The organism is Dehalococcoidia bacterium, from assembly GCA_035310145.1.
GTDB lineage: Bacteria > Chloroflexota > Dehalococcoidia > CAUJGQ01 > CAUJGQ01 > CALFMN01.
Genome location: DATGEL010000021.1, coordinates 1 through 23,614, shown reverse-complemented (window position 1 = coordinate 23,614; position 23,614 = coordinate 1). Strand labels below are relative to the sequence as shown.

The window sequence follows — 23,614 nt, the reverse complement described above, 5'->3', positions numbered from 1 at the left end:
ACTACTCAAGCGAAACGGTGCGGCCCGTGCGGGCCGCTTCGAGCAGGGCGTCTAATGCTTCGACGGCGCGCAGGCCGTCCTCGCCGGAGGCGCTGGGCTCGGCGCCTGCGCGCACAGCGTTGACGAACGCCCCGGCCTGGCGGGCGTACATGTCGGTGCCGGCGGGCACGCCGCTGATCTCCGGGCTCAGGTCGTCGGCTTCCAGCTCGCCGTGCGTGGATTCGTCGAGGCTGTGGCGCACGGCGAGCCGAGCCTTCTCACCGAGCAGCAGCAGGTCGTTCTGGGGATGCGGCACGCCGCGCAGGCAGCGTACCGTCGCCAGTGTGCCGCGGCTGAAGCGCAGCAAGGCGATCGCGGCCGTCTCCAGCGGTGCGATCGGGCTGCTGGCCCCGTCGGTGAGGGCGGTGATCGCCGTGATCTCGTCCTCGAGCACGAAGCGCAGCAGATCGATGGCGTGGATGCCGGTGCCGGTGCTGATGCCGGCGAACGCCAGCTCCGGGTCGCTGCGCCAGGGCGAGCTGTAGCCCTCGCCCGGCCGGCGCGGTGGGTTCGACCACTCGGCCTCCGCGGCGCGGATCGGGCCGGTCTCACCGGCCTGCACCAGCCGCCGAGCCTCTTCCATCAGCGGGTGGTGGCGCAGCTGGAAGCCGGTGCCGAGCTGCACGCCGGCGCGGCGGCAGGCGCGGAGCATCTCGCGCGCGGCGCCGCGGCTGGTGGCGAGCGGTTTCTCGCAGAGCACGTGCTTTCCGGCGCGTGCCGCGGCCAGCACCGGGTCAAGGTGCAGGCTGTGCGGCGTGGCCACCCAGACGTAGGCCACATCGGGATCGCGCATGGCGGCATCGAGGTCGTCGTAGGCCTTGCGGGCGCCGTGCTCCTGTGCGAAGGCTTCCGCCCGCTCGCGCTCGCGGCTGACCACGGCCACTAGCCGCGAACCCAGCGCCTTGTTCAGCGCGGGCGCGATGCGGTTGGCCGCAAAGCGGCCCGTGCCCACGATCGCCCAGCCGTCCGCCATACCTTCGCTCTCCTCTAGAGATTCGCCACGTTCGCCGTCACGGCATCGAAGCGCGGCTTCAGCCGCAAATACGTCTGGTCCAACGTCTCCGGCAGCACCTTGACATCGGCCAGCGCGGGCATGAAGTTCGTGTCGCCGCCCCAGCGCGGCACGACGTGCATGTGCAGGTGATCCGCCTCGCCCGCGCCCGCTACTTCACCGAGGTTCATGCCCGCGTTAAATCCGCCGGGCTTGTACTCGCTGCGCAAGGCGGCGACAGACTGCTGCGTCACCGCCATCATTTCGGCCGAAATCTCGGCGGGCAGGCCCACGAAGTCGGCGGTGTGCGCAAACGGCGCAATCAGCAGATGGCCGGTGTTGTACGGGTAGCGGTTCATCACCACGAAGACACGGCGGCCGCGGTAGAGCAGCAGGTTCGCCGCGTCGTCGCTCTCGGCGGGCACGCGGCAGAGGAAGCAGTCGCGCTTGCCGTCGGCGCTGGCCACGTACGCTCCCCGCCATGGGGCCCAGAGGCGCTCCAATCGCCGTGCCCCCGCTCGCCGGCCGCTCCTGCGGCTCCTGCGTTCGGTTTCAGTATAGAGGAGCCGCGGCGCAACCCGCCGGACCTCGGTACCGGTCGATCCGTGGTATTGGTAGGTGGGGAGCATTCCCAGCCGCCACCTCGCCCGGCGAGAATGGGGCCGACGCGCATGCCGCGACAGGGAGCGCAGATGGCTGGTGCACCGCATGACCCCGCGGTCCGAGTGTGGCCCGAGGTTGCCGAAGCCGCCGCGCCCGCGGCCGTCAAGGCGATCTTTGAGGAGATTCGTTCGGTGCTGCGCGTGCCGTTCGTGGACCAGCTCTGGCGCGTCCTCGCCGGTGAGCCCGATTACCTGCAAGCCGCCTGGCGCTGGCTGGCGTCCTGGCTGGGCAGCATGCAGGCCGAGCGTGCAGCGGACGACCTGCGCCGCACCGCGCTGATCGAGCTGGCCGTTGGTCTGCCGGCGCACAAGGCCTTCCGGGGCGACCTGACGCGCAACGAGGTCGGCGCCGACGACCGCGATCGCATCAGCAACTTCAACATGGCCGCGCACTACGTGCTGCCGAAGCCGCTGCTCGCGGCCACGCTGCTGGCGCGACGGGGCAACGGGGCTCAACCAGGCGCTGGCGCCGCCGTGGAGCCACTCCAGCCGCTGCCGCGCGGCGTCGCAGACGGCATGCCGCGCGTTGAGCCGATCGACCCTGACGAAGCGTTCGGCGAGATTCCGGGCCTCTTCGCCGAGATCCGTGCAGCGCACGGCTACGCGCCGATCGCGGACTACTACCGCACGATCGCCCGCGCCGGCGACTTTCTCCGCCTCGCCTGGAACCCGCTGCGCCCGATCGTGGGCGACCCCGAGTACGCGAAGCAGTGTGGGCACGTGATCGACCGAGCGGTGGCTTCAGCGGGCGACGTCGGCGCCGCGATCGGCCAGGCGCCGCCCGCCCCCGAGCGCATCCGCGAGGCGCTGGCCTTCTACGCCACGCGCCTGCTGCCGCAGATGCTGGTTGAGGTCACGATCATCAAGGGGCTGACCGACGGGCCGGACGGCGCGGCCGAGAATCGCTTCAGCCTGTCTCGGAGAAGCGGCCGGGCACGCAGTGGTGTGTCGGGCAATTGACGCCACCTGTTGCCGCCCGTAGGCTGAGCAACGCCGGACGGCCGGCGTGGTCTGAAGTTCGTCCGGAGGCAGACGGCGATGGCAACCGCGGAACAGGTCAACGAACTGCTGACGAAGATGGCCGAGGAGCGCGGGCGGCTGGTCGAACAGGTGCGCGGCATCGGCGAAGAGGATGCGCACGCCGTGCCGGTCGGCAAGACCGGCGAGGAAGAGTGGACGATTAAAGAGCAACTGGCCCATCTCTGCGAGATGGAGCTGGGCTACGACATGTGGGTCGAGGCCGCGCTGGGCGAGGAGAATCCGAACGTGAGCGGCTTGGCTGCCCCACGCTCCGCGATTCCGATCGAAGAGGCGAACGGCCATGCGGTGGCCGAGCTGCTCGAGGTGATGGCGGGCGAGCGCGAGGACACGCTCAAGCTGATTCACGGCCTGAGCCTGGAACAGTTCGACCGGCGGGCCACACATCCCATGTTCGGCACCCTCACCGTGATGCAGTGGCTGCGTTCGTTCTACCGGCACGACCGCATGCACGCCGACCAGATCGCGGGCCGCGAGCCCGAGTACAAGCCGAAGTTCACCGGCACCGAGCCGAACCAGCGCGCCTCGCGCATCGCCCAGGTCCAGGCGCGGCAGCGCCAGGACGGCTGAGCCGGGGGTAGGTTTCCGGCACTGATTCTGCACGGGAGGTGGGACGGTGGCGCAGCAGAGGCCACACGTCTTCGTCACGCGCCGGCTGCCCGGCGACGCCGTCGAGCGGCTGCGCGCGCAGGCATCGGTCGACCTGTGGGATGGTGATCTGCCGCCGCCGCGCGCCGTCCTGCTGGAGCGGGCGCGGGAGGCCGACGGCCTGATCTCCCTGCTCACCGAGCGCATCGACGAGGAGTTTCTGCGCGCCTGCCCGCGCATCAAGGCTGTCTGCAACGTCGCGGTCGGCTTCGACAACATCGATCTGGCCGCCTGCACGCGCCACGGCGTCTTCGCGACGAACACGCCGCGCGTGCTGACCGACACAACCGCGGACTTCGCCTTCGCACTGCTGATGGCGGCGGCCCGGCGCGTCGTCGAAGGCGATCACTTTTCACGCAGCGGCGAGTGGAAGACCTGGGATCCCGGCGGCCTGCTGGGCACGGACGTGCACGGCGGCACGTTGGGGCTGGTCGGCGTCGGCCAGATCGGCGGCGCCGTGGCACGTCGCGGCCGCGGCTTCGAGATGAAGATCCTCTACACCGACGCCGTGCCCCGGCCCGATCTTGAGGCCGAGCTGGGCCTGATGCGCAGCGAACTCGATCCGCTGCTGCAGGCGGCCGATTTTGTCAGCCTGCACGTGCCGCTGCTGCCGGAGACGCGGCACCTGATCGGCGCGCGCGAACTGGCGTTGATGAAGCCCACTGCCGTGCTGATCAACACCTCGCGCGGGCCGGTGGTGGACGGCGCTGCGCTGGCGAAGGCGCTCAAAGCGGGCCGCCCCGGCTTCGCCGCGCTGGACGTGACGGAGCAGGAGCCGATCGCGCTCGACGACCCGCTGCTCGGCCTGCCCAACTGCATCGTCACACCGCACATCGCGAGCGGCTCGCTGACGACGCGGGCGAACATGGCGTCGCTGGCGGTGGAAAACCTGCTGGAGGCGCTGGCCGGGCGTGTGCCGCCCACCTGCCTCAACCCGGAAGCGGCGACAAACCGGCGCGGGGATTGACAAAATTGCCGCCCCGACCTTAGCTTCTGGTAACGTTGCGCCCGGGCCGGCCGGCCGGTTGTGGCTGCCCGTCGCCCGGCCCCTTCCCTGCCGCCCCGTATCTTCAGGTTGGTGACACAATGCCCCGATCGACACCCGGCACGGGCAAGGCCTGGCTCGTCAAGGCGCTCTGGGATCTCGACGCGATCCAGTTCGGCAACTTCAACGTCGGTCGCACCCATGACTCGCCGGTGTACGTCAACCTGCGCCGCCTGGTCAGCAATCCGGCGGCGCTGGGGCGCGTGGGCCGCGTGATCAAAGAAGAGTCCGAGACGCTGCTGACGATGCTGCACCAGCACATGGCGCCCTTCAGCCGCTGCGCCGGCGTGCCGTTCGGCGGCCTGCATGTCGCCACGGCGTTTTCGCTCACGGCCAAGGTGCCGATGATCTACCTGCACCCGCGCAAGGACGGCGAGGGCGAGGTGATCGAAGGCGTCTACGTCCCCGGGCAGTCCGTACTGGTGATCGACGACCTGATCACCGGCGGCACTTCGGTGATCGAGACGGCGAACCAGCTGCGCGACGCTGGCCTGCAGGTGAGGGATGCGGTGGTGCTGGTGGATCGCAAACAGGGCGCCAAGGAGCGGCTGAAGGCGCACGGCATCCGGCTGATCCCGATCCTTGAATTGGAGACGTTGCTCAACTGGGGCATGACGCACGGGCGCATCGAGAACGAGAGCGCCTACACGGCGAGTCTCGACTACCTGCACCGCCAGGCCGCCGAGGCGAAGCGCGGCTCCGCCTGAGCGCGGCGCCACTCGATCACGAGACGGCGGGTACCCGGCGCCCACACGGGGGCGCTATGCCAGTGGCTCGCGCTCTGCGATGCTCGGCGCATGGGCGATTCAGGTGCCGAAGGGCTGCCAAAAGGCATTCGCCTGCTGCCGCCGCGTGTGGCCGAGCGGATCGCCGCCGGCGAGGTGATCGACCGCCCCGCGGCAGTGGTCAAGGAGCTGGTGGAGAACGCGCTCGACGCCGGCGCGGGCGAGGTGCGCGTGGAGGCGCGCGGCGGCGGGCTGCGCCTGATCCGCGTCTCGGACGACGGCCACGGCATCCCGGCCGACGAGGTGGAGCTGGCGTTCCAGCGGCACGCCACCAGCAAGCTGCGCGAGCTGGACGATCTCGAGCGCATAGACAGCTTCGGCTTTCGTGGCGAGGCGCTGGCCAGCGTCGCCGCCGTGGCCGAGGTCACGATCGTCTCCGCGGTGGAAGGCGCGGCCGCGGTTAGCTGCACGTACCGCGCGGGCCGGCCGCTTGAACGGGTTGCCGCGTCTCGCACGCGCGGCACGACCGTCACGGTGCGTGACCTCTTCTCCGCACTGCCGGCGCGGTTGAAGTTCATGCGCGGCGCCCGCGCCGAGGCGGGCCAGATCGGTGCGGTGCTGCGCCGCTTCGCCCTGGCCCGGCCGGATCTTCGGTTTCAGCTTCTCCTCGAAGGGCACACGGCCTTCAGGCACGACGGCGGTGGCGAGCGCGAAGCGTTTGCCGCGGTGTTTGGCGACGAGGCTGCGGCGGGTGCGCTGCCGGTGGATCTGGCTTCGGGCAAGGTTCGTGTGCACGGACTGCTCGGCGGCCGCGGCGTGACGCGGGCGAACCGTGGGCAGATCGCCCTCTTCGTCAATGGGCGGTACGTGCGCGCGCGGCAGTTGCTCGCGGCCATCGAGAGCGGCTACCGGCGCTTCCTGCCGCGCAACCGACACACCGCCGGCGCGGTCTTCGTCAAATTGCCGCCCTCCGATGTTGACATAAATATTCATCCGGCGAAGCTCGACGTGCGCGTGTACCAGGAGGGGGCGGTCTGCGCCATGATCAGCCAGGCGGTGGCGGCGGCGTTCGGGCGTCATGCCAGCGTCTTGAGCGGCCGCGCCGAGCTGGCGCTCAGCGGCACGCAGGCTCGGCTTTCCGGTCTGCCGCGGCGCGTGGGCGAAGAGCGCGCCGCCTTCGGCTGGGGCGAAGGGGTCACGTTGCCGCAGGGCGAGCTGCTACCGGCGCTGCGCCTGGTGGGCCAGCTGCGCAACGCGCTGATCGTGGCCGAGGGCGAGCAGGGGTTCTTCCTGATCGATCAGCACCGTGCCCACGAGCAAATCCTGTTCGAGTATAGCGAGCGCGGCGCCAGGGAAGGCGGCCAGAGCCTGGCCGAGCCCGCCGTCTTCGAGTTGCCGGCCGCCGCCGCCGAGCGGCTTTCGGATCGCCTCGGGGCACTGGCGGCGCTGGGCTTTGTCTGCGAAACGTTCGGCGCGCGGCGTTTCGTGCTGCGATCGCTGCCGTCCGCGCTCGCCGACGAAAACGATCCGGCCCTTGCCGGCACACTCCCGACGGCGGAGCTGCCCACGCTGCTTGGCGAGGCGGCGGTCATGGACGACGACTGGCGCCGGCAGTTCCTCGCCGCCGTCGCCTGCCGCTCCGCCATCCGCAAGGGCCGGCCGCTGACGCCGGAGCAGGCGCGCGACCTGATGACGCGGCTGGGCGCCGCGCGCTCGCCCGCGATGTGCCCGCACGGATCGCCAGTGCTGCTCTACCTGCCGGAAGGCTTCTTGCAACGCCAGTTCGACTGGTGAACCCGGAGGGCGAAGGGCGAAGGGCGTCGGGCGTAGGGCCAAGCTACCCCGATACCCCGGCGCCCTGCGCCCTCAGTAGGACCGGGGCAGCCCCAGCTCGTGCTGCGCGAGGAAGTTCAGCACCATCTCCTGCGTCACCGGCGCGATGCGCATCACCCGCACCTCCCGCCAGTAGCGCTCGACGTCGAACTCCTTCGCGTAGCCGAAGCCGCCGTGCGTCTGCAGGGCGCGGTCGGCCGTCTCAAAGCCCCACTCGGCCGCCAGGTACTTCGCCATGTTCGCCTCGGCGCCGCAGGGCTGGCCGTGGTCGTAGAGCCAGCCAGCCTTGCGGATCATCAGCTCGGCGGCGCTGAGCTTGGCGTAGCTGTCGGCCAGCGGGAAGCTGATCCCCTGGTTCTGGCCGATCGGCCGGCCGAAGACGATGCGCTCTTTGGCGTAGGCCGTGGCGCGGCGCAGCGCGGCCTTGCCCGTGCCGAGCGCCTCGGCGGCGATCAGGATGCGCTCCGGGTTTAGCCCGTCGAGCAGGTGGTAGAAGCCGCGGCCCACCTCGCCCACCACGTCGCGGGTGTCAACCGGTAAATCGTCGTAAAAGACCTCGTTCGAGTCGACGGCGTTGCGGCCAAGCTTGTCGATCTCGCGAATCGTCACATACTTCGGGTCGAGGTTGGCGAGAAACAGGGTCATGCCGTCGGTGCGGCGCGTGCATTCCGCGAGCGGCGTGGTGCGGGCGAGCAGCAGCACCTTGCTCGCTTCTTTGGCCTTCGAAGTCCAGACTTTCTTGCCGCGCACGATCCAGTCGTCGCCCCGGCGCTCGGCGCGCGTCGTGATCGATGGCGTGTCGGAGCCGGCGTCGGGCTCGGTCACGCCGAAGGCGACGTGCAGGCGGCCGGCGGCTGCCTCGGGCAGGATGCGACGGCGCAGCTCGTCGCTGCCGTGGCGCACGACGGGGTTGAGGCCGAAAATCGTCAGGTGCAGGGCGGTGGCGCCGTTCATCGCCGCGCCGGAGGCGGCGACCTCTTCCAGCAGTAGCGCCGCCTCGCTGATGCCGAGGCCGGCGCCGCCCAGCTCCTGCGGGATGGCGATGCCCAGCCAGCCGGCGTCGGCAAACACCTGGTAGAACTCCCAGGGGAAGCGGTGATCGGCGTCGCAGCCGCGCCAGTACGCGTCGTCAAAGCGCCCGGCGAGCGCATGCGCCTGCTCGCGGATTGCCTGCTGCGCCTCGCTGAGGGCGAAGTCCACGGCTCATCTCCTGCACTCGTGTACTGGCAGTATGGCCGGCCGGCCGGTCTGAATGAAGGACAGCCACGGGCCGCCGGCGGACCGCGGCCGTGTCCGGCAGGACCGGCAGTCGCTCTTGATTCTCTTCATCGCTCGCTGCATAGTAGCTTCCTCGGACGGACCGAGCGCCGCGGCGCTCGGCGCCGGCGCCGAGATTGCATGGAGGGACGTCGATCGCCCGCGCACCGAACCTGTACGAGCCAAGCGCGAGCGGCCGGCGGGGGGAGGTCCAGCCATGCTGGCACCCTACCGCGTCCTGGACCTGACCGACGAACACGGCCTGCTCTGCGGCCAGATCCTGGCGGATCTCGGCGCCGACGTGATCGCGATCGAGCCGCCGGGCGGCTCGCCGGCCCGGCGCATCGGCCCCTTCGCCGGCGACGTGCCGGAGGCCGGCCGCAGCCTCTACTGGTTTGCCTACGCCCGCAACAAGCGCAGCGTCACGCTCGATCTGGAGAGCGAGGAGGGGCGCGCCGGCCTGCGGACGCTGGTGCGCGACGCCGACTTTTTGGTCGAATCCTTCGCGCCGGGCTACCTCGACGGGCTGGGCATCGGCTACCCGGCCTTGCGCCAGCTCAACCCCCGGCTGGTGATGGTGTCGATCACGGCCTTCGGTCAGGAGGGGCCGAAATCGCACTACGCCGCCACCGACCTGATCGCCCTCGCCGCCTCGGGCGTACTGCTCTTGACCGGCGATGAAGATCGCCCGCCGGTGCGCACCGCCGTGCCGCAGGCTTTCTTGCACGCCGGCGCCGAGGCGGCGGTCGGCGCGCTGATCGCGCACCATGCCCGCGAGCGCGACGGCATCGGCCAGCACGTCGACGTCTCGGCGCAGACGGCGGCGATGATGGCGACGCAGTCGTTCATCCTGGCCGAGGGCTGGGGGGACCGTGCCGTGCAGCGCATCGCCGGCGGCATGAAGGCCGGCCGCCACAAGCTACGCTTCGTCTACTCCTGCGAGGACGGCCACGTCTCCGTCACCTTCCTCTTCGGCAACTCGATCGGCCCCTACACCCGCCGCCTGTTCGAGTGGATGTACGAAGAGGAGTTCGTCGACGAGGCCACGCGCGACAAGGATTGGATCGGCTTCTGGGAGCGGATCGCCTCGCGAGAGGAGCCGGCAGAGGAGCTCACGCGCTGCACCGAGGCGATTGCGCGCTTCATGCTCAGCAAGACCAAGGCCGAGCTGTTCGCCGAGGCGCGCCGCCGCGGCCTGCTGATCGTGCCGATCAGCACCACCGCCGACCTGGTCGCGTCCGAGCAGTACCGCTCGCGCGGCTTCTGGACCGAGCTTGAGCACCCGGAGCTGGGGCGGACGATCGCCTACCCTGGCCCCTTCGCCAGGTTCACCAGCGCGCCCATCCAGTACCGTCGCCGCCCACCGCTGGTGGGCGAGCACAACGGCGAGGTGCTGGTCGCCGAGGGCCAGCGCGCCCTCGTGGCCAGCGCGGCCAACGTGCAGGTCGCGGCTCGCCGCGGCCGGGCGAACGGGCGTACGCTCGCGGCTACGGCCAGCCGGCCCGGCGGCCCGCGCCCGTTCCCCGGTCCGGGCACCTGGGACGCGGGCTTCGGACCGCCGCTCGCCGGCGTGAAGGTGCTCGACCTGATGTGGGTGTTCGCCGGGCCAATGGGCACGCGCGTCCTCTCCGACTACGGCGCCACCGTGCTGCACGTGGAGAGCGCCCTCCGCCCCGACACGCTGCGCTCGGGCGGACCCTTCAAGGACAAGCGGCCCGGCGCCGATCGCTCGGGCGGCTTCCTCAACGTCAACGCCGGCAAGTACGGCCTCAGCGTCAACCTGGGCGTGCCGGAGGGGCGGCAGCTCATGCTGCGGCTGGCCGGATGGGCGGACGTGGTGACCGAAAGCTTCTCGCCGCGGGCGATGCGCCGCTGGGGGCTGGACTACGAGGCGCTGCGCAAGGTGAACCCGGACCTGATCATGATCAGCACCTGCCTCAACGGGCAGACGGGGCCGGAGGCAGACCTCGCCGGCTTCGGCACCATGGGCGCGGCGCTCTCCGGCTTCCACGAGCTGACGGGCTGGCCCGACCGCTCTCCGGCCGGCCCGTTCATGGCCTACACCGACTACACGACGCCGAAGTACGTCGCCGCCTCGATCCTGGCGGCGCTCGATCATCGGCGCCGCACCGGCGAGGGGCAGTACATCGATCTCTCGCAGGCCGAAGCCTCGATGCATTTCCTCGCGCCGGCCTTGCTGGACTACACCGTCAACGGCCGCCTGCGGTCGCGCGCGGGCAACGCCTCACCCGAGCACGCGCCGCACGGCGTTTATCCCTGCCGGGGAAAGGACCGCTGGGTCGCGATCGCCTGCGGCACGGACGAACAGTGGCAGGCGCTGTGCAGCGCCAGCGGCCACGACCGCTGGACGAGCGATCCGCGCTTCGCCAGCTTCGCCCTGCGGCAGCAACACCAGGGCGCGCTGGACGCCGTGCTGGCGGCCTGGACCGTCGAGCACGAGGTGCGGGAGGTTGTGCTGCGGCTGCAGGCCGCGGGCGTGCCGGCGCACCGCGTCTGCGACAGCGGCGACGCGCTGCGCGATCCGCAGCTACGCTTCCGCCGCCACTTCGTCGCGGTGACCGATGCTGAGCTGGGCACCGTGCCCGTCGAGTCGTCGCGCCTACGCTTCTCGCACAGCGACGCGGTCGTTGATCGGCTCGGTCCCCGCATCGGCGAACACACCGATCTGGTCCTGCGCGAGTTCCTCGGCCTGAACGACGAAGCGATCTTGCACCTCGCGCTCAGCGGCGCGTTGGAATAGCGGCGCAGGCGCCGGTGTGCCGGGCCGAAGTCACCGCGGAGTTCCCGTGATGAATCAGACAAAGGCGACGGTTGCGGAGGGGTTTCCTCGCCAGGTGAAACTCGGCGGCGAGACGCTCACCCTGCGGCTGATGAGACCTGACGATCGCGACGCCGTGCTGCGCTTCGCCCGCGCGCTGCCGGCGGACGATCTGCTTTTCCTGCGCACCGACATTACCGATCCGGCCGTGGTGGACGAATGGGTGGAGAACCTGCGTCGCTGGCGGACGCGCACGGTTCTGGCCGAACCCGAGGGCGCCGGCATCGCGGGCTACGGCAGCCTGCACTTCAACGACGCGAACTGGACGCGCCACGTCGGCGAGATCCGGCTGCAGGTCGCACCCGCCTTCCGTGGGAAAGGCCTGGGCCGCCAGCTTGCCGGCGCCGTCTTCGAGCTCGCGCGGCAGCTCAGCCTGAGCAAAATCCTGGCGCGCATGACCCCCGATCAGCAGGGCGCGCGGGCGACCTTCGCGCGGCTGGGCTTCCGCGAGGAGGCGGTGCTCCAGGATTGGGTGATCGATCGCGGCGGCCGCACGCGCGACATGCTGATCATGACACTCAACCTGGGCAGCCAGGTCGAGCGGGCCGGCTGAGCCGCGTCCGCAGCAGGCACGTGGCTCACGGCTGGCCTCGAAACCGTGTCGAGCATGCCGGCCATGTCCAAGGAGGGTTCGGGAGATGGGTCGCTACATCGTCCTGACCACGATGACCGGGAAGGGAAAGCGGGCGCTCACGACCGACGGCGGCCAGGTCCCTGCAATGGCCGACGAGCTGGCGGCGTTCGGCGGCAAGGTGATCGAACAGTACGCGCTGCTCGGCGAGCACGACTTCTGCACGATCATCGAGGCGCCGGACAACGCGGCCGTGCAGTCGCTCAGCATCGCCGAACGCGGCGCCGACGCCGTCCAGCGCGAGGTGATGCCGGCAATCGATCTGCCGCTGTTCGCCCGCCTGCTGACGCAGACGACGGAGACGGTCGGACCGTTCCGCTGGCAGACCAGCTGGTGGGCGCGGCTGGTCCGGCCCGCGCTGCACTGGTGGGAGCTGGACCGCGACGCGAAGAAGCAGTTCAAGCCGCTGCGCATCATTGGCCGCAACAACCTCAAGGGGTTCCGCGGTCCGGCGATCATCGTCGCCAACCACAGCAGCCACCTCGACAGTTCGGCGCTGTATCTCGCGCTGCCGCGGCGCATCCGCGCGAAGGCGGCCTGGGGCGCCGCCGCCGATCGCTGGTTCCTGAAAGACCGGCCCTGGCGCAAGAGCGGCTGGTGGAACTCGCTGACGATGAACGGCTTCCCGATCAAGCGCGGCGGTGGGCGCGCGAGCCTGGCCTACGCGGAAGAACTGATCGATGAGGGCTGGTCGATCACCATCTTCCCCGAGGGCACCCGCACGACGACCGGCAAACTGGGGCGCTTCCGCGTCGGGCCGGCGCTACTCGCCCTGGGCAAGAACGTCCCGGTGATTCCCGTCTACATGCACGGCCTGCGCGAGATCCGCCCGAAAGGCTCGAAGGAGATGACGCCGGGCCCCGTGACCGTGCACATCGGCAAGCCGCTGTACTTCGCGCCGGGCACCGACGCCTCCGAGGCGACGCACGTTATGTACAAGGCCGTCGAACACCTGCGCGACCGGGTGCGCGCGGTGCACGGCAACGGGCGCACGGCGGCTCCCGCCTCGGCCGGCGTGGCCCAGAGCATGGATGGACGAGCATGACGACCTCACGCGATCCTTCGCCCGGTGCGATCCCCCAGCCGAACGCTCGGGCGCCGTCCTCGCCGCTGCAGGTCTGGCGGGCCGAGATGCAGCGCGCCGCCCTGCAAACGCAGCGCTTCTTTCAGGTGCTTTCCGATGCGGAGGCACAAGTCGGGCTGACGCCGAATGATGTGGTCTGGAAACGGGGCTCGGCGCAGCTCTTTCGCTACCGCGTCACCACGGCGGAGCAGTTCCCGGTGCCGCTGCTGATGGTGCACTCGCTGGTCAACAAGCCCTACATCCTGGACCTGACGCCCGGCAACTCATTCGTCGAGTTCCTGGTGAAGGCGGGCTTCGACGTCTACCTGATCGACTGGGGCACGCCGCGGCCCGAAGACAAGCGCCTTTCGCTGGACAGCTACGTGCTCGACCTGCTGCCGGCCGTAGTCGAGGTGATGCGCGAGGAATCTGAGGCGAGCGAGTTCTCGCTGTTCGGCTACTGCATGGGCGGCCAGCTCGCGCTGATGTACGCGGCCACGCACACCGCGGAGCCGCTGCGCAACCTGGTGACCCTGGCCACGCCGGTCGACAGCCGCGGTATGGGGTTGAACTCGTTCCTCGCGCAGGAACGCTTCATGGACGTCGACCGGCTGGTCGATACCTTCGGCAACATCCCGACCGAGATCATCGAGCAGAGCTTTCGCGTGCTGAGGCCCGCGAGCACGGAGTTCAGCCCCGGGCGCTACATCAGCCTCTGGGAGAACGTGCTCAACGATCGCTACGTGCAGCAGTACCGCGCCTTCGACCGCTGGGCACGCGACCAGATCCCCTTCCCGGGCGAGGCGTTCCGCCAGATGGTCAAGGAGATCGTGCAGCGTAACAGGCTGTTCGAGGGCACGATGACGCTGCGCGGCCGGCCGGCGCCGCTCAGCGCGATCACCTGCAGCTTCCTGGCGGTCGCGGCGGAGCAAGACCATATCGTGCCGCTCGCCGCGACCACCTGTCAGCCGGAGCTGGTGGGCAGCACGGACAAGGAGCTGCTGGTGATGCCCGGCGGCCACGTCGGCCTGGCCGCGGGACGCAAGGCCGCATCGTCGCTCTGGCCGAAGGTGGCGAGCTGGCTGGCCGAGCGGTCGCGCTCGGCCGCGGCGCCCGCATCGAAGCAAGGAAGCGGCCGGTTGGCAGCGGCCAGACGCCGGGACGTGCGCGGCCGCTTCGTCTGAATCGCCGAGCCGGAAAAGCCTATCCGTCGCGCTGACCGGCTGCCGTGGCCTGGCGAGGGCGCGCGGCGGGCGGGTTCTCCGCTGGCGCACCCGCGGCCCGGGCCGCGCCCAGCAGCTCGTCAAACGACTGCTCGAAGCACTCGGCCACGAACCAGTTGTCCGGCACGAGTTGCGGGTCGGCGAGCAGGCCGAAGGCGAGGCGCTGGTTGTAGCTCGTGATTGCGACGAACAGGCCGATGCCGTTGGAGAGGATGCCCACGCCGTAGTAGTGCCGCAACTCGTGGCCGTTCAGATAGAGCGGGATCTGCGGGCCCGGCACGTTGGTCGAGACGGTGTTCAGCAGCGTGTTCGGCGCGTTGCTCTGCGCCGAGTAGACCTGCATGGGCACGGGCACGTTGCGGGCCAGGTCGCTGAGCGCGTAGAACGCCGCCGCCTGTCCGTCGCGCTTGAGCTGCTCCATCGTCTGCCGCTCGCGCGCCAGCCGCGCTACCGGATCGGCGATCCCCACGTAGAGGGGCGCGATCATCATCGAGACCAGGTTGCCGAGCGCGCCCTGCTCCTCCGGCCGGCGCATGCTGACCGGGCACATCGCCCGCAATTCCACACCTTCGACCGGATAGCCGTGCGCCAGCAGGTAGCGGCGCAGGGCGCCGGCCACCAGCGTGAGCACCACGTCATTTACCGTGCCGCCCAGGGCGGTGCGGATCGCGCGCACGTCGGCGAAGGCGCACTCGAACCAGGTGAAGTGCCGCTGGCCGGAGATCGGGCCGTTGAACGGCGTGCGCGGGGCAGGGCGCGTCACAAAGGGCAGCGAGGTCGTGTAGGCGGTGTTCATCTGGCGGGCGCGCTCGGCGGCGACGCCAGGTCGCAACGTCTCGAAGCTTCGGTCGGTCCAGGCCGCGGCCGCCTCGGTGGAGACATCCCGCACCGCGTCCTGGAACAGCGTGAGCGGGTCGGGCAACGGCTGCGGCTGCCACGGCGCTGCCGGAGGCTCCGGAGGCACGGATTTTGCGGTGAGGTCATGCATCACGAGCAGCAGCTCGACGCTCGAGACACCATCGACCATGCAGTGGTGGATCTTCCACAACATCGCCGTCTGGCCGTCCTCGTAGCCGTGCAGCAGGTAGAGCTGCCACATTGGCCGCGTGCGGTCCATCAACGGCGCGTACAGCTCGCCGGCGACCCGAGAGAGCGCCTCGCGGTTGCCGGGCGCCGGCAGAGTGTGCTCCTCGACGTGCCGCTCAAGCTCGAAGGCGGGATCGTCCTCCCAGGTCGGGTGGGCGATGCCGAAGGGTGGGAACATGAGCCGCTGCCGGTATCGCGGCAGCAGGTGCAGGCGGCTTCGCAGGGCGTCGAGCACCGCCTGCCGCGTCAGGCGGCCGGCGTAGATCGCCACCATGCCGACGTGCATCGGCTGGTTCGGCTTCTCGGCGTAGAGGAACGAGGCGTCCTGGGTCGAGAGGCGGCGGTTCAGGTCGGGGCGTGTCATCGCGTCCTCCACCGATGCTTGTGCTCAGCGGCTTCGCGCGGGTGTCGCACAGTCTACATCCAGTATGAACCCCGTGCGCAGCCGCCTGAGCGGCAGATCCACTCTTGCGCGACCTGGCCCGAAGCCGAGGCGCCGTGTCTGCGCTCGTAGGAACTTCCGGTTGACAAACCACCGGAGGCGCACTAGCGTCTCCTTGCCGCCGGCCGCTGCCGCCCCGGAGCGGGCCGCCCGGTCATGGGGAGGTTGCCATGCCGACCTACATCCTGCTCAGCACCCTGACAGACGAAGGCCGTAAGACGCTCAAGGAGCGGCCGGAACGGCTCGAGGAGGTCAACAAGGAGGTCGAAGCGATGGGCGGCCGCGTGACCGCCCAGTACGCGGTGATCGGCAACTACGACTTCGTCAACGTCGTCGAGGCTCCGAGTAACGAAGTGATCGCCCGCATCTCGGTCGAGCTCGGGGCGCGCGGCACGATCCGCATCACCACCTACCCGGCGATGACGATCAGCCAGTTCACGCAGTCGCTCCGCGCCAGCCCCGCCCGGGCAGGGTAGCGACACGGCGCCGAGGTGCGATTCCCACGGGGATCGCGCCAGCCCCAGCAGCCTGCGCCGAGGCTGGCGCGCACCAGGCATGGAGGTCCGAGGTGGCGATTCGCGCTCTGGCGATCGACCTCGACGGCACGCTGCTTTCCGGTACCGAGGCCGTCTCGCCGCGGAACCGGCAGGCGGTCGAGGCCGCGCTCGCCGCCGGGCTGCAGATCGTGATCGCCACTGCAGGCTGGTATCAGCGCGCGGAGCGTGTGGCAAAGTTGTTCGGGCTCTCCGGCCCCATAATCGCCTGTTCTGGCGCCGAGGTACGGCGGCTCTCGGACGGCGCCGACCTGCTCGATCTGCGCATGCCGGCCGCGTTCGGCACACGGCTGTACGAGATCATCGATGCGCAGCGCTGCATCGCCTGGGTGGCGCAGGACGACGCGGTGCTGATGAAAATCGAGGGCGAGCTTGGCGCCGCGGCGTTGATGCCCGAGCTGCTGCGCGTGCCGTCGATCGCGGCCGCGGCCAGGGTACCCCCGCGTATCATCCTTGTGCAGGGCTCCGCCGTGAACCGCGCGATCGTCGACAAGCTCGCCCCGGAGTGGAGCGACCGTGTGCGCTTCGTCAGCTCAATCTCCGGCCACGGCAAGAGCATACTGACGCTCACTGCAACCGGCGCCGACAAGGGCGTTGCGCTCGCCGTCGCGTGCCGCGATCTCGGCTGCGCGCCCGCCGATGTGGTGGCGATCGGCGATGCCGAGAACGATATCGAAATGTTTCGGGTGGCCGGCGGCTCGTTCGCGATGGGGCAGGCGGACGAGGCCGTGAAGGCGGCGGCGCGTGCCGTGACCGGCAGCAACGAGGAAGACGGCGTCGCCCAGGCGATCGAGCTGGTGCTGGCGCAGGGCGAGCGTGTTTTCGGCTGAGCAGGCGGTGGTTCGTCCCCCAGCGGCGAAGCCGGACGCAGGAGAAGCGATGCGCGCCGCGGTGTGGAATGCGAGCGGCAACCTCGATGTCGTCGACCGGCCCGTGCCGGAGCCGAGACCGGGCTGGGCGCGGCTGCGGGTCTGCTCCGCGGGCATCTGCGGCACGGATCTGCATTTCTACCGCGGTTCGTTTCCCGCGCCCGCCGGATTGCTGCCCGGCCACGAAGTAGGCGGCGCCGTCGATGCCGTGGGCGAGGGCGTTGAGCTGGCGATTGGTACGCCCGTGGCCGTCGAGCCGCTGGTTGGCTGCGGCGGCTGCGCACACTGCCGCACGGGCAACTACAACCGCTGTCAGCGGCGTACGCTGTTCGGCGTCACCGGCCGTGGCGGCCTCGCCGAGTACATGACCGTGCCCGCGGCCTCGCTCTACCCGCTGCCCGAGGGGCTGTCAGCGGAAGCCGGCAGCCTGGTCGAGCCGCTGGCGGTCTGCGTGCGCGGCACACGGCTTGCAGGCGTCGAATTGGGGACGCGCGTGGCGGTGCTGGGGACCGGCAGCATCGGCCTGCTCTCGCTGGTCAGCGCCCGCGCCTCCGGAGCCATCGAAGTCTATGCCACTGCCCGCCACCCGGCGCAGCGCGAGCAGGCCGCCGCGCTCGGCGCCGATGGCATCTTCAGCTCAGGCGATGAGCTCGCGGCCGCGCTGGGCGAACGCCCCGTCGACGTGGTGATCGAGACGGTCGGCGGCAAGGCCGAGACGTTGGCCGAGGCCGTGCGGCTGGTACGTCCGGGCGGGTCGATCGGCATGCTCGGCGTCTTCGATGGCCCGGCCGCGCTGCCGGCGATCGATTTCTCGGTCAAAGAAGTGCGGCTGGTTGGTTCCAACTGCTACGCATGGTCCGGCGGACTCAGAGACTTCGCCGTGGCCATCGAACTGCTGCGCGCGAACCTGGCCCGCCTCACGCCGTTGGTGACGCATCGCTTCCCGCTGGAGCGGGTGAACGAAGCGTTCGCCACGGCCGCCGATAAGTCGACCGGCGCGATCAAGGTCCAGCTCACGCCCTGAGCGCATGCGGAGACGCCGGCGGCGGGGGCGGGAGGCGGGGCCTCACACGGATCGCTGCCCAGTGGCCTGCCGAGCGCTTGAACCCGCCTCGACGTCCGCCCTGCGCCCTCTGTCCTGTGTTTCTTAGTCCCTGGCTCCCACCGTGGCCGCGCCGGTCATGTCTGGATGCAGCGGCGCCTCCAGCTCGTGCAGCTTGGGCAGCACCTCACGGGCGAAGAGCCGCATCGAGCGTTCCGCGGTCGCCGCGGGCATGGCGCCGAAGCGGAAGTTGAGAATCAGTTCCTCGGCGCTGGTCATGCGCTGGATGTGCACCAGCTTTTCCAGCACCTGCTCCGGTGTGCCCCAGGCCTGCGGTCGGGCGCTGTGCTCGCCGACTTCCTCAGGCGTCTTGCGCTGCAACAGCTCGCCGAACTGGGCGTACTGTTCGTAGCCTTTCGTGTTGCGCAGGCGCTCGACGTCTTTCCAGCCGTAGTGGCGCTGGATGCTGATCTGCGCCTCGATCGTGTGACGCCGGATCGTCTCCCAGGCCTCGGCCTCCGTGTCGAAGCAGGCGGCGTGCGCCACCACGCTTGGCTGCATCGGCGCCCAGCCATGGGCGGCGCGCACGGCGTTGAAGCCCCGCACGTCCTCGCGGTACTCTTCCCAGCTCTTCTGATTGGTCATCAGCATGCCCAGGCCGGCGTTGGCGGCGATCGGCAGTGTCTGCGGGCTGGTCCAGGCGACGCGCATGCGGTTGACGAGATCCTCGGGGTTGCGTGGGCGCGGGCGGATCGTGGTTTCAGGAATGTGGTAGAACTCGCCGTCGTGCGAGAACCATTCCTGGCTCAGCGCCGCACGCAGGATCTCCAGCGACTCGGCGAAGCGGTCGCGCGACTCGTCCATCGGGCTGCGAAAGGCGTCGAACTCGCGCTTGGCCGCGCCGCGCCCGAGGCCGAGCGTAAGGCGGCGGCCCTGCAACAGGTTGTCCAGCACGCTCACCTGCTCGGCGACGACGATCGGGTCGTACCAGGGCAGCACGATCACCATGGTGCCGAAATCGATGCGCTGCGTCTTGCCGGCGAAGTAGGTCAGGTGCTGCACCGCGCCGCTGGTCATGATGTAGGGCGAGAAGTGGTGGTCGATCGCCCAATAGGAATCGAAGCCGAGCGGCTCGACCAGGCTGCCAAGCGCCAGTTCCTCTTCGTAGAGCTGCTGGTCGCTGACCGTGGGCGGGCCCGGCTGGTGCGCCTCGAAGCGGTCCCAGTCGCCGTAGTTCTGATAGTTGAAGTGCACGCCGATGCGCATTGTCCCCTCCGGGCCACGCTCAGATAGCCCGCCGACTCGCAGCGTAGCATGCCGCGGACGATACCGCCCGGCGGTGCGGCCGCCGGACTGGCCGCGTGCCATGGCTGAAACCTTCGCCGTGCTGCTATCGGCCCAGGATCAGCGGGCGATCGCGTGCTAACCGAGAGGCGCCGGCGACGCCCGGCTCGATCATGACGCAACCTGCACGCGACTTCTCCGGGTTCGGATCTACCCGGCGAATCGATCGCTCCCGTATTACGGAGACAGGTGCGAATGCCGCACCCCGTTGCGCGTCGTGCGGCGTGCGAAGAGAAAGGACACAGTGTCATGGGCCGTCTCAACCCCGCCTGGCGCGGCAAACTCGCGCTGGGCCTCATGATCCTTGTCGGCATCCTCGGGTTGGCGACGAGCGGGATTCGGCCGCCGCTGGCGGCAGCAAGCCCCGCGACGAGCATTTCGAGCATCTCGGTCAGCTCGACGTGCGATTCACAGGGAGGGTTCACCGGAACTGTTACGCTCAGCGGCACGTTCACCGGAACCGTGGTCCTTGGCCTGTTCTACCACGTGCCGGGAGGTTCCCAGTTCGTCGATTCGGGCCGGCGCGCAAATGCAGTCTTCTCCGGGACCAGCACTGCCGTCTATCAGTTCGCGGCATTCTCGTTCGCGGGGGCTAACTCGTACCGGATCCAGGTGATCGACTCGGGTGGCCTGGGTGGCTCAACGGTGAAGTCGAACAGCGTCCCGCCCTGCACCGGCACGCCGCCACCACCCCCGCCCCCGCCGCCGCCGAGCTCGCCCTGCGGCAACAGCAGCAGCACGGTGCCGACCACCTCGCCGGGTTCCGGCCCGTTCCTGGGCCCGCTGGGGCACGGGTCTACCCTCCCGCCCACCACCGGCACGATCCAGGACTACTCGAACTCCTGCAGCCCCAACGGCTCGAAGATCACGGTCGGCAGCCAGGCCGAGACGGTGAGCTCCATCTGCGCCTACGTCGGCCCGGTGGCCGCCGCGCCCGAGAACCAGTTCAGCGTGGCCATTTATGCGGACGCCAGCGGCACGCCCGGTGCCCTGCTCACCCACAGCGCGGTCGGTGTGCTGACGGCGGATAGCTGGAACTGCGTGCCGATCAGCGCGACCCTTCAAGCAAACACCGCCTACTGGCTGATGTTCTGGAGCAATTCGTCCGCGGGCAGCAGCGGACCGGGAGCAGGGCCGGCCGGCTCCGGCGTTTGCCCCGACGACACCCACTCCGGCGCCGACGGGAACTTGTGCTACATCAACGGCCCAGCCGGTTCAGGCGCCTTCTGGCAGCCGGCGGCGCTCACGACCTTCCCGACGTGGAGCACGCCGCTCAGCGCCGGTGGATTCTGGGTGCTCGGCCCCTGGCAGTTCTCGATCGTCGCGGTCGTCAGCCCCTAGCCGGTCGACACGCACCATCCAGCTCGCGGCGGGTGTCCTCGAATCGGGACACCCGCCGCCCTCTTCTACCCTTTCGCACGACGCGTACGGTGTCCAGCCACGGCGAACAGCTCTGTTTATTGCTACCACGTGGAATATCGTCAGGGCGGGTATTACAGACGCCAGCCACCCGTCGTGCGTCGTTCGTGGATCGTCGGCCACTACTGGACAACGAATGCTGCCGCACGGTCGCTCCGGAGGCTGATCTCAACGGTTCATGCCGTGCAGTCGCCTTCTGCAATGGCTTCTCACAACGCGGGGGAACCGGCTCGCCACGCTATGCTGTTTGCGAAATGGGTTGCGAGCCGTCCGCGCGCACCCGAGTTCCGCTTCGTCTCCTCGATCCGCACTCAGGCGAAGAATTCCTCGGCGCCGATCTCAAGCGCGTGGCTGAAGTGGCGTTCGGCCATGGCAGAGAACATGGCAACGCCGCGGGCGTCCGTCTCGACGATCATTGACGCGACTACGGTCATGCTCAGGCCGCTCAGCGATCCGCGACGGTAATCGCGCCAGCACGCGTCCCACGAGTAGCCATGCACGCCGCCGGCGAGCAGCGCATCGTAATAGCAGCGCAGCAGGCGCTCTTCATGCGTCCGCCGTTCCGCGACGAGCGGTCCGGCGCCCAGGAAGTAGGCGGCATCCTGCGCGCCCGCGCCGATGCCCACCGTCTGCCAATCCACCACGGCCAGCGGGTAGCCGCCTTCGGCCGTGCCGAACAGCATGTTGTCGATGCGGTAGTCACCGTGCGTAATGCACGGCGGTGCGCCGTCCGGGTCCAGCGCTCGCGCCAGTGTCCGTCCGAAGCGCTCACCCAATGCTACGCCGCCGGGAGGCAGCGCCGCCTCGTACGTCTCGAGAAAGCGCGGCCATACCGCTTGGTACAGCTGCTGGCGGCGCATGAGCGCCACCGGCGTCGGGCGCGGCAGCCAGTCGAGCCCCTGCAAGGCGGCCTCGCCCCAGCGCGGCGCATGCAGCCCGGCCAGCTCGGCAAGCGCAAGTTCTGCCTGGGCGATGCTGCAGCCGGCGATCTGATCGCCCTGGCGAGCGGGGGCAAGGTCTTCGAGCAGCACCACAAAGTCGCCGCTGGCGGAGTCGACGGCGGCGGCGTAGCAGGCCGGAGTGCGGATGTGCACCGTGGGCGCCACTTCGCGGTAGAAGCGCACCTCGCGCTCGTAAATGCCGCCGCCCACGGCGGTCCGACGGCTGAGCGGCTCGGTCGAGGGGAACTTCCCGACGACACTGGCCGGCGCTCCTGGCTCGTCGTGGTCGTAGGTGAGCGTGAAGCGGACGTTCTGCCCCACCAGACCGGTGCCGATGCGCGTGCGCTCGATGCGGGTGACGGCGGCGCGGGAGATGACGCCCGCGTCGCGCAGCAACTGGGTCAGCCATGCAGGGGTGACTGCATCCGCCGCGACGATCGGTACGGTCATGCCGGCGCTCCGTCGCGGAGGCCGCTGAAGCCGCTGGGAGCGTGGGGGCCGATCGCGAGCTGCTCCAGCACGCCGATGCCGTCCTGCCCGCCCCGGCGGGCGCGGACGACCTGCTGGATGTGGAGATGGGGCGTGTCCAGCGGATCCAGCTCGGCGAGGGTCCAGGCGGCGCTGCCCGTGGCCTCCTCGCCGTGCCAGCGTCCGTGCCCCCACTCCGGGTGCAGATAGCCGATGCCCATCATCTGAAAGGTGAGCAGCGGTGCAAGCTCGATCACTTCCCGCTCGCCGCGCCAGGGAATCAGCGTCAGCGTGGCGTGACGGGCGCGTCGCGTGCCCGGTTCCCACTCGACCGTAGCATCCACGTCGCGCATGTGCTCGACCGCCTCGGGCTGGCCGAACGCCGGCGCTCCCTCGCCGAGCAGCGGCACGACGCAGGCGCTCTGGTAGAGATGCCTGCCCTGCGCATCGTCGGTGAGGGCCAGGTGGGTGCAGCAGTCGTCGAAGTTGAGCGGCGCCCACAGCCAGAAGAACTGGCGCGGGGTACGTGCCGGGGCGCCGCCGGGCGGCTCGCCCACGCCGCGCACGCCCCACGAGCGGTCGCGCGAGCCGAGCACCCGGTCGGGCTCGATCGCAAACGCCGTGCCGCCGGCGCGGACGGTTCCGCGCCACGCGCCCCACTGCGTCAGTCGGGTGTAGTCCGACCGCAGGATGGGGCCGTCCAGCGCGCGGGCGCGTGGCTCCTCGATCGCGGGCGTACGGGCGGTGAAGGTCACGTCGGCCTCGATGCCGAGCGAGGCCGCGTCGGCCGTCACGCGCAGCATCCGCAGCGGCTCGACCACCTCGACGGCGAGCGGGCCGACGCGGGTGACGCCGCGGTCGAGCGGTGCGCGACCCGAGGCGAAGACGGCGTGCTGCACGCCGTCCAGGACCACGCTGAAGGCGGCGTCGATCACCTGCCGGTTGGGGTAGACACCCAGCGCGGCGGCGAAGAAGCAGCCGCCGTCGCGGTCGTAGCCGTTGAAGAAGTAGCGGTCGTAGTGGTTACGGTCGCCGCCGACGGTGTGCGCAATCGGCTCGGGCGTCTGGTGGATGGGGTAGTCGTCGAAGGGAGTGAGCATCGTTCCTCCCACGGATCGCATGCAAGCGCGGGCGTGTACACACCGTTCATGGCGATTCGGCCCCCGTCAGCATACCCTGCTGCACACCGCGCCTGTGTCGTGAGCGATCACCTGCGGGTCGTGGGCAGCTACGGGCAGTGCTTGCCGACCATGCGCCCGAGGCGGCTGCCTGGGGCGCCCCAAAACGTGATATCGCGGGCTGGCTCTGTGACGTTGAACCGCCCCGGGTTTCATAGAGACTCGGGTTATTGGGAAGCAGCCAGTGGAAGCGGCTGCTGCTCATCGTAGTACAGGGCCTCGAACTCCGCTGGCGGCGCCATGCCTAACTCTCCATGGAGCCGGCGGCGGTTGAACC

General features: G+C 69.9%; 20 protein-coding genes. 13 read left to right on the top strand and 7 right to left on the bottom strand.

Features of this window, described 5'->3' with window-relative positions; translation table 11 throughout:
- Nucleotide 1 precedes the first annotated feature (1 nt).
- On the bottom strand, nt 2-1,012 hold the full coding sequence (locus tag VKV26_04005) for a Gfo/Idh/MocA family oxidoreductase (protein HLZ69054.1): 1,011 nt from the start codon (nt 1,010-1,012) through the stop codon (nt 2-4).
- 14 nt (nt 1,013-1,026) lie between these two features.
- The gene (locus VKV26_04000) at nt 1,027-1,497 is read right to left on the bottom strand and encodes an HIT domain-containing protein (GenBank protein HLZ69053.1); all 471 of its coding nucleotides are present in this window, start codon (nt 1,495-1,497) and stop codon (nt 1,027-1,029) included.
- Nucleotides 1,498-1,722: 225 nt separating this feature from the next.
- Here VKV26_04000 and VKV26_03995 point away from each other — a divergent pair, with 225 nt between their 5' ends.
- From VKV26_03995 to mutL, 5 genes are all read left to right on the top strand, one after another.
- A complete protein-coding gene (locus VKV26_03995; GenBank protein HLZ69052.1) occupies nt 1,723-2,652 on the top strand; it encodes a hypothetical protein in 930 nt (309 codons plus the stop codon).
- A gap of 78 nt (nt 2,653-2,730) precedes the next feature.
- On the top strand, nt 2,731-3,300 hold the full coding sequence (locus tag VKV26_03990) for a DinB family protein (protein HLZ69051.1): 570 nt from the start codon (nt 2,731-2,733) through the stop codon (nt 3,298-3,300).
- 46 nt (nt 3,301-3,346) lie between these two features.
- Nucleotides 3,347-4,345, top strand: a complete 999-nt coding sequence (locus VKV26_03985; protein HLZ69050.1) for a D-glycerate dehydrogenase — start codon at nt 3,347-3,349, stop codon at nt 4,343-4,345.
- 119 nt (nt 4,346-4,464) lie between these two features.
- On the top strand, nt 4,465-5,130 hold the full coding sequence (locus tag VKV26_03980) for a phosphoribosyltransferase family protein (GenBank protein HLZ69049.1): 666 nt from the start codon (nt 4,465-4,467) through the stop codon (nt 5,128-5,130).
- Nucleotides 5,131-5,220: 90 nt separating this feature from the next.
- Complete coding sequence (gene mutL / locus VKV26_03975) at nt 5,221-6,942, top strand: DNA mismatch repair endonuclease MutL (GenBank protein HLZ69048.1); 1,722 nt, start codon at nt 5,221-5,223, stop codon at nt 6,940-6,942.
- A 72-nt stretch (nt 6,943-7,014) separates the two neighbouring features.
- Here mutL and VKV26_03970 read toward each other — a convergent pair whose 3' ends face one another.
- Complete coding sequence (locus VKV26_03970) at nt 7,015-8,181, bottom strand: acyl-CoA dehydrogenase family protein (protein ID HLZ69047.1); 1,167 nt, start codon at nt 8,179-8,181, stop codon at nt 7,015-7,017.
- A 274-nt stretch (nt 8,182-8,455) separates the two neighbouring features.
- Between VKV26_03970 and VKV26_03965 the strand changes: the two genes are divergently transcribed.
- The 4 genes from VKV26_03965 (at nt 8,456) to VKV26_03950 (ending at nt 13,955) form a co-directional block, all read left to right on the top strand.
- Nucleotides 8,456-10,999, top strand: coding sequence for a CoA transferase (locus tag VKV26_03965; protein ID HLZ69046.1), 2,544 nt, complete (start codon nt 8,456-8,458; stop codon nt 10,997-10,999).
- 49 nt (nt 11,000-11,048) lie between these two features.
- Nucleotides 11,049-11,630 carry a GNAT family N-acetyltransferase gene (locus VKV26_03960; protein ID HLZ69045.1) on the top strand — a complete coding sequence of 194 codons (582 nt, stop codon included), beginning with the start codon at nt 11,049-11,051 and terminating at the stop codon, nt 11,628-11,630.
- An 85-nt stretch (nt 11,631-11,715) separates the two neighbouring features.
- On the top strand, nt 11,716-12,753 hold the full coding sequence (locus VKV26_03955) for a 1-acyl-sn-glycerol-3-phosphate acyltransferase (GenBank protein ID HLZ69044.1): 1,038 nt from the start codon (nt 11,716-11,718) through the stop codon (nt 12,751-12,753).
- Complete coding sequence (locus VKV26_03950; GenBank protein HLZ69043.1) at nt 12,750-13,955, top strand: alpha/beta fold hydrolase; 1,206 nt, start codon at nt 12,750-12,752, stop codon at nt 13,953-13,955. The genes VKV26_03955 and VKV26_03950 overlap by 4 nt, the downstream gene beginning before the upstream one ends.
- A 19-nt stretch (nt 13,956-13,974) precedes the next feature.
- Here VKV26_03950 and VKV26_03945 read toward each other — a convergent pair whose 3' ends face one another.
- The gene (locus VKV26_03945) at nt 13,975-15,444 is read right to left on the bottom strand and encodes a wax ester/triacylglycerol synthase family O-acyltransferase (protein HLZ69042.1); all 1,470 of its coding nucleotides are present in this window, start codon (nt 15,442-15,444) and stop codon (nt 13,975-13,977) included.
- Between the two features lie 248 nt (nt 15,445-15,692).
- Between VKV26_03945 and VKV26_03940 the strand changes: the two genes are divergently transcribed.
- The 3 genes from VKV26_03940 (at nt 15,693) to VKV26_03930 (ending at nt 17,969) form a co-directional block, all read left to right on the top strand.
- On the top strand, nt 15,693-15,998 hold the full coding sequence (locus VKV26_03940) for a GYD domain-containing protein (GenBank protein HLZ69041.1): 306 nt from the start codon (nt 15,693-15,695) through the stop codon (nt 15,996-15,998).
- A 92-nt stretch (nt 15,999-16,090) separates the two neighbouring features.
- Complete coding sequence (locus tag VKV26_03935; protein HLZ69040.1) at nt 16,091-16,906, top strand: HAD family hydrolase; 816 nt, start codon at nt 16,091-16,093, stop codon at nt 16,904-16,906.
- A gap of 49 nt (nt 16,907-16,955) precedes the next feature.
- Entirely contained in the window at nt 16,956-17,969 is a 1,014-nt protein-coding gene (locus VKV26_03930; GenBank protein HLZ69039.1) for an alcohol dehydrogenase catalytic domain-containing protein, read from the top strand.
- Nucleotides 17,970-18,092: 123 nt separating this feature from the next.
- Here the strand turns inward: VKV26_03930 and VKV26_03925 are convergent, their stop codons facing one another.
- A complete protein-coding gene (locus VKV26_03925; protein HLZ69038.1) occupies nt 18,093-19,253 on the bottom strand; it encodes an LLM class flavin-dependent oxidoreductase in 1,161 nt (386 codons plus the stop codon).
- 327 nt (nt 19,254-19,580) lie between these two features.
- Here VKV26_03925 and VKV26_03920 point away from each other — a divergent pair, with 327 nt between their 5' ends.
- Nucleotides 19,581-20,672 (top strand): choice-of-anchor R domain-containing protein, encoded by a 1,092-nt coding sequence (locus VKV26_03920; GenBank protein HLZ69037.1) that lies wholly within the window; start codon nt 19,581-19,583, stop codon nt 20,670-20,672.
- Between the two features lie 389 nt (nt 20,673-21,061).
- Here VKV26_03920 and VKV26_03915 read toward each other — a convergent pair whose 3' ends face one another.
- On the bottom strand, nt 21,062-22,141 hold the full coding sequence (locus VKV26_03915) for a phosphotransferase (GenBank protein ID HLZ69036.1): 1,080 nt from the start codon (nt 22,139-22,141) through the stop codon (nt 21,062-21,064).
- A complete protein-coding gene (locus VKV26_03910) occupies nt 22,138-23,259 on the bottom strand; it encodes a hypothetical protein (protein HLZ69035.1) in 1,122 nt (373 codons plus the stop codon). The genes VKV26_03915 and VKV26_03910 overlap by 4 nt, the downstream gene beginning before the upstream one ends.
- Between the last annotated feature and the right edge of the window lie 355 nt (nt 23,260-23,614).

Bases quoted from the DNA above. Each gene is read 5' to 3' on its own strand.
- VKV26_04005 (HLZ69054.1), bottom strand. From the start codon at position 1,012: ATGGCGGACGGCTGGGCGATCGTGGGCACGGGCCGCTTTGCGGCCAAC.
- VKV26_03995 (HLZ69052.1), top strand. From the start codon at position 1,723: ATGGCTGGTGCACCGCATGACCCCGCGGTCCGAGTGTGGCCCGAGGTT.
- VKV26_03990 (HLZ69051.1), top strand. From the start codon at position 2,731: ATGGCAACCGCGGAACAGGTCAACGAACTGCTGACGAAGATGGCCGAG.
- VKV26_03980 (HLZ69049.1), top strand. From the start codon at position 4,465: ATGCCCCGATCGACACCCGGCACGGGCAAGGCCTGGCTCGTCAAGGCG.
- mutL (HLZ69048.1), top strand. From the start codon at position 5,221: ATGGGCGATTCAGGTGCCGAAGGGCTGCCAAAAGGCATTCGCCTGCTG.
- VKV26_03965 (HLZ69046.1), top strand. From the start codon at position 8,456: ATGCTGGCACCCTACCGCGTCCTGGACCTGACCGACGAACACGGCCTG.
- VKV26_03960 (HLZ69045.1), top strand. From the start codon at position 11,049: ATGAATCAGACAAAGGCGACGGTTGCGGAGGGGTTTCCTCGCCAGGTG.
- VKV26_03955 (HLZ69044.1), top strand. From the start codon at position 11,716: ATGGGTCGCTACATCGTCCTGACCACGATGACCGGGAAGGGAAAGCGG.
- VKV26_03950 (HLZ69043.1), top strand. From the start codon at position 12,750: ATGACGACCTCACGCGATCCTTCGCCCGGTGCGATCCCCCAGCCGAAC.
- VKV26_03945 (HLZ69042.1), bottom strand. From the start codon at position 15,444: ATGACACGCCCCGACCTGAACCGCCGCCTCTCGACCCAGGACGCCTCG.
- VKV26_03940 (HLZ69041.1), top strand. From the start codon at position 15,693: ATGCCGACCTACATCCTGCTCAGCACCCTGACAGACGAAGGCCGTAAG.
- VKV26_03930 (HLZ69039.1), top strand. From the start codon at position 16,956: ATGCGCGCCGCGGTGTGGAATGCGAGCGGCAACCTCGATGTCGTCGAC.
- VKV26_03925 (HLZ69038.1), bottom strand. From the start codon at position 19,253: ATGCGCATCGGCGTGCACTTCAACTATCAGAACTACGGCGACTGGGAC.
- VKV26_03920 (HLZ69037.1), top strand. From the start codon at position 19,581: ATGGGCCGTCTCAACCCCGCCTGGCGCGGCAAACTCGCGCTGGGCCTC.
- VKV26_03915 (HLZ69036.1), bottom strand. From the start codon at position 22,141: ATGACCGTACCGATCGTCGCGGCGGATGCAGTCACCCCTGCATGGCTG.
- VKV26_03910 (HLZ69035.1), bottom strand. From the start codon at position 23,259: ATGCTCACTCCCTTCGACGACTACCCCATCCACCAGACGCCCGAGCCG.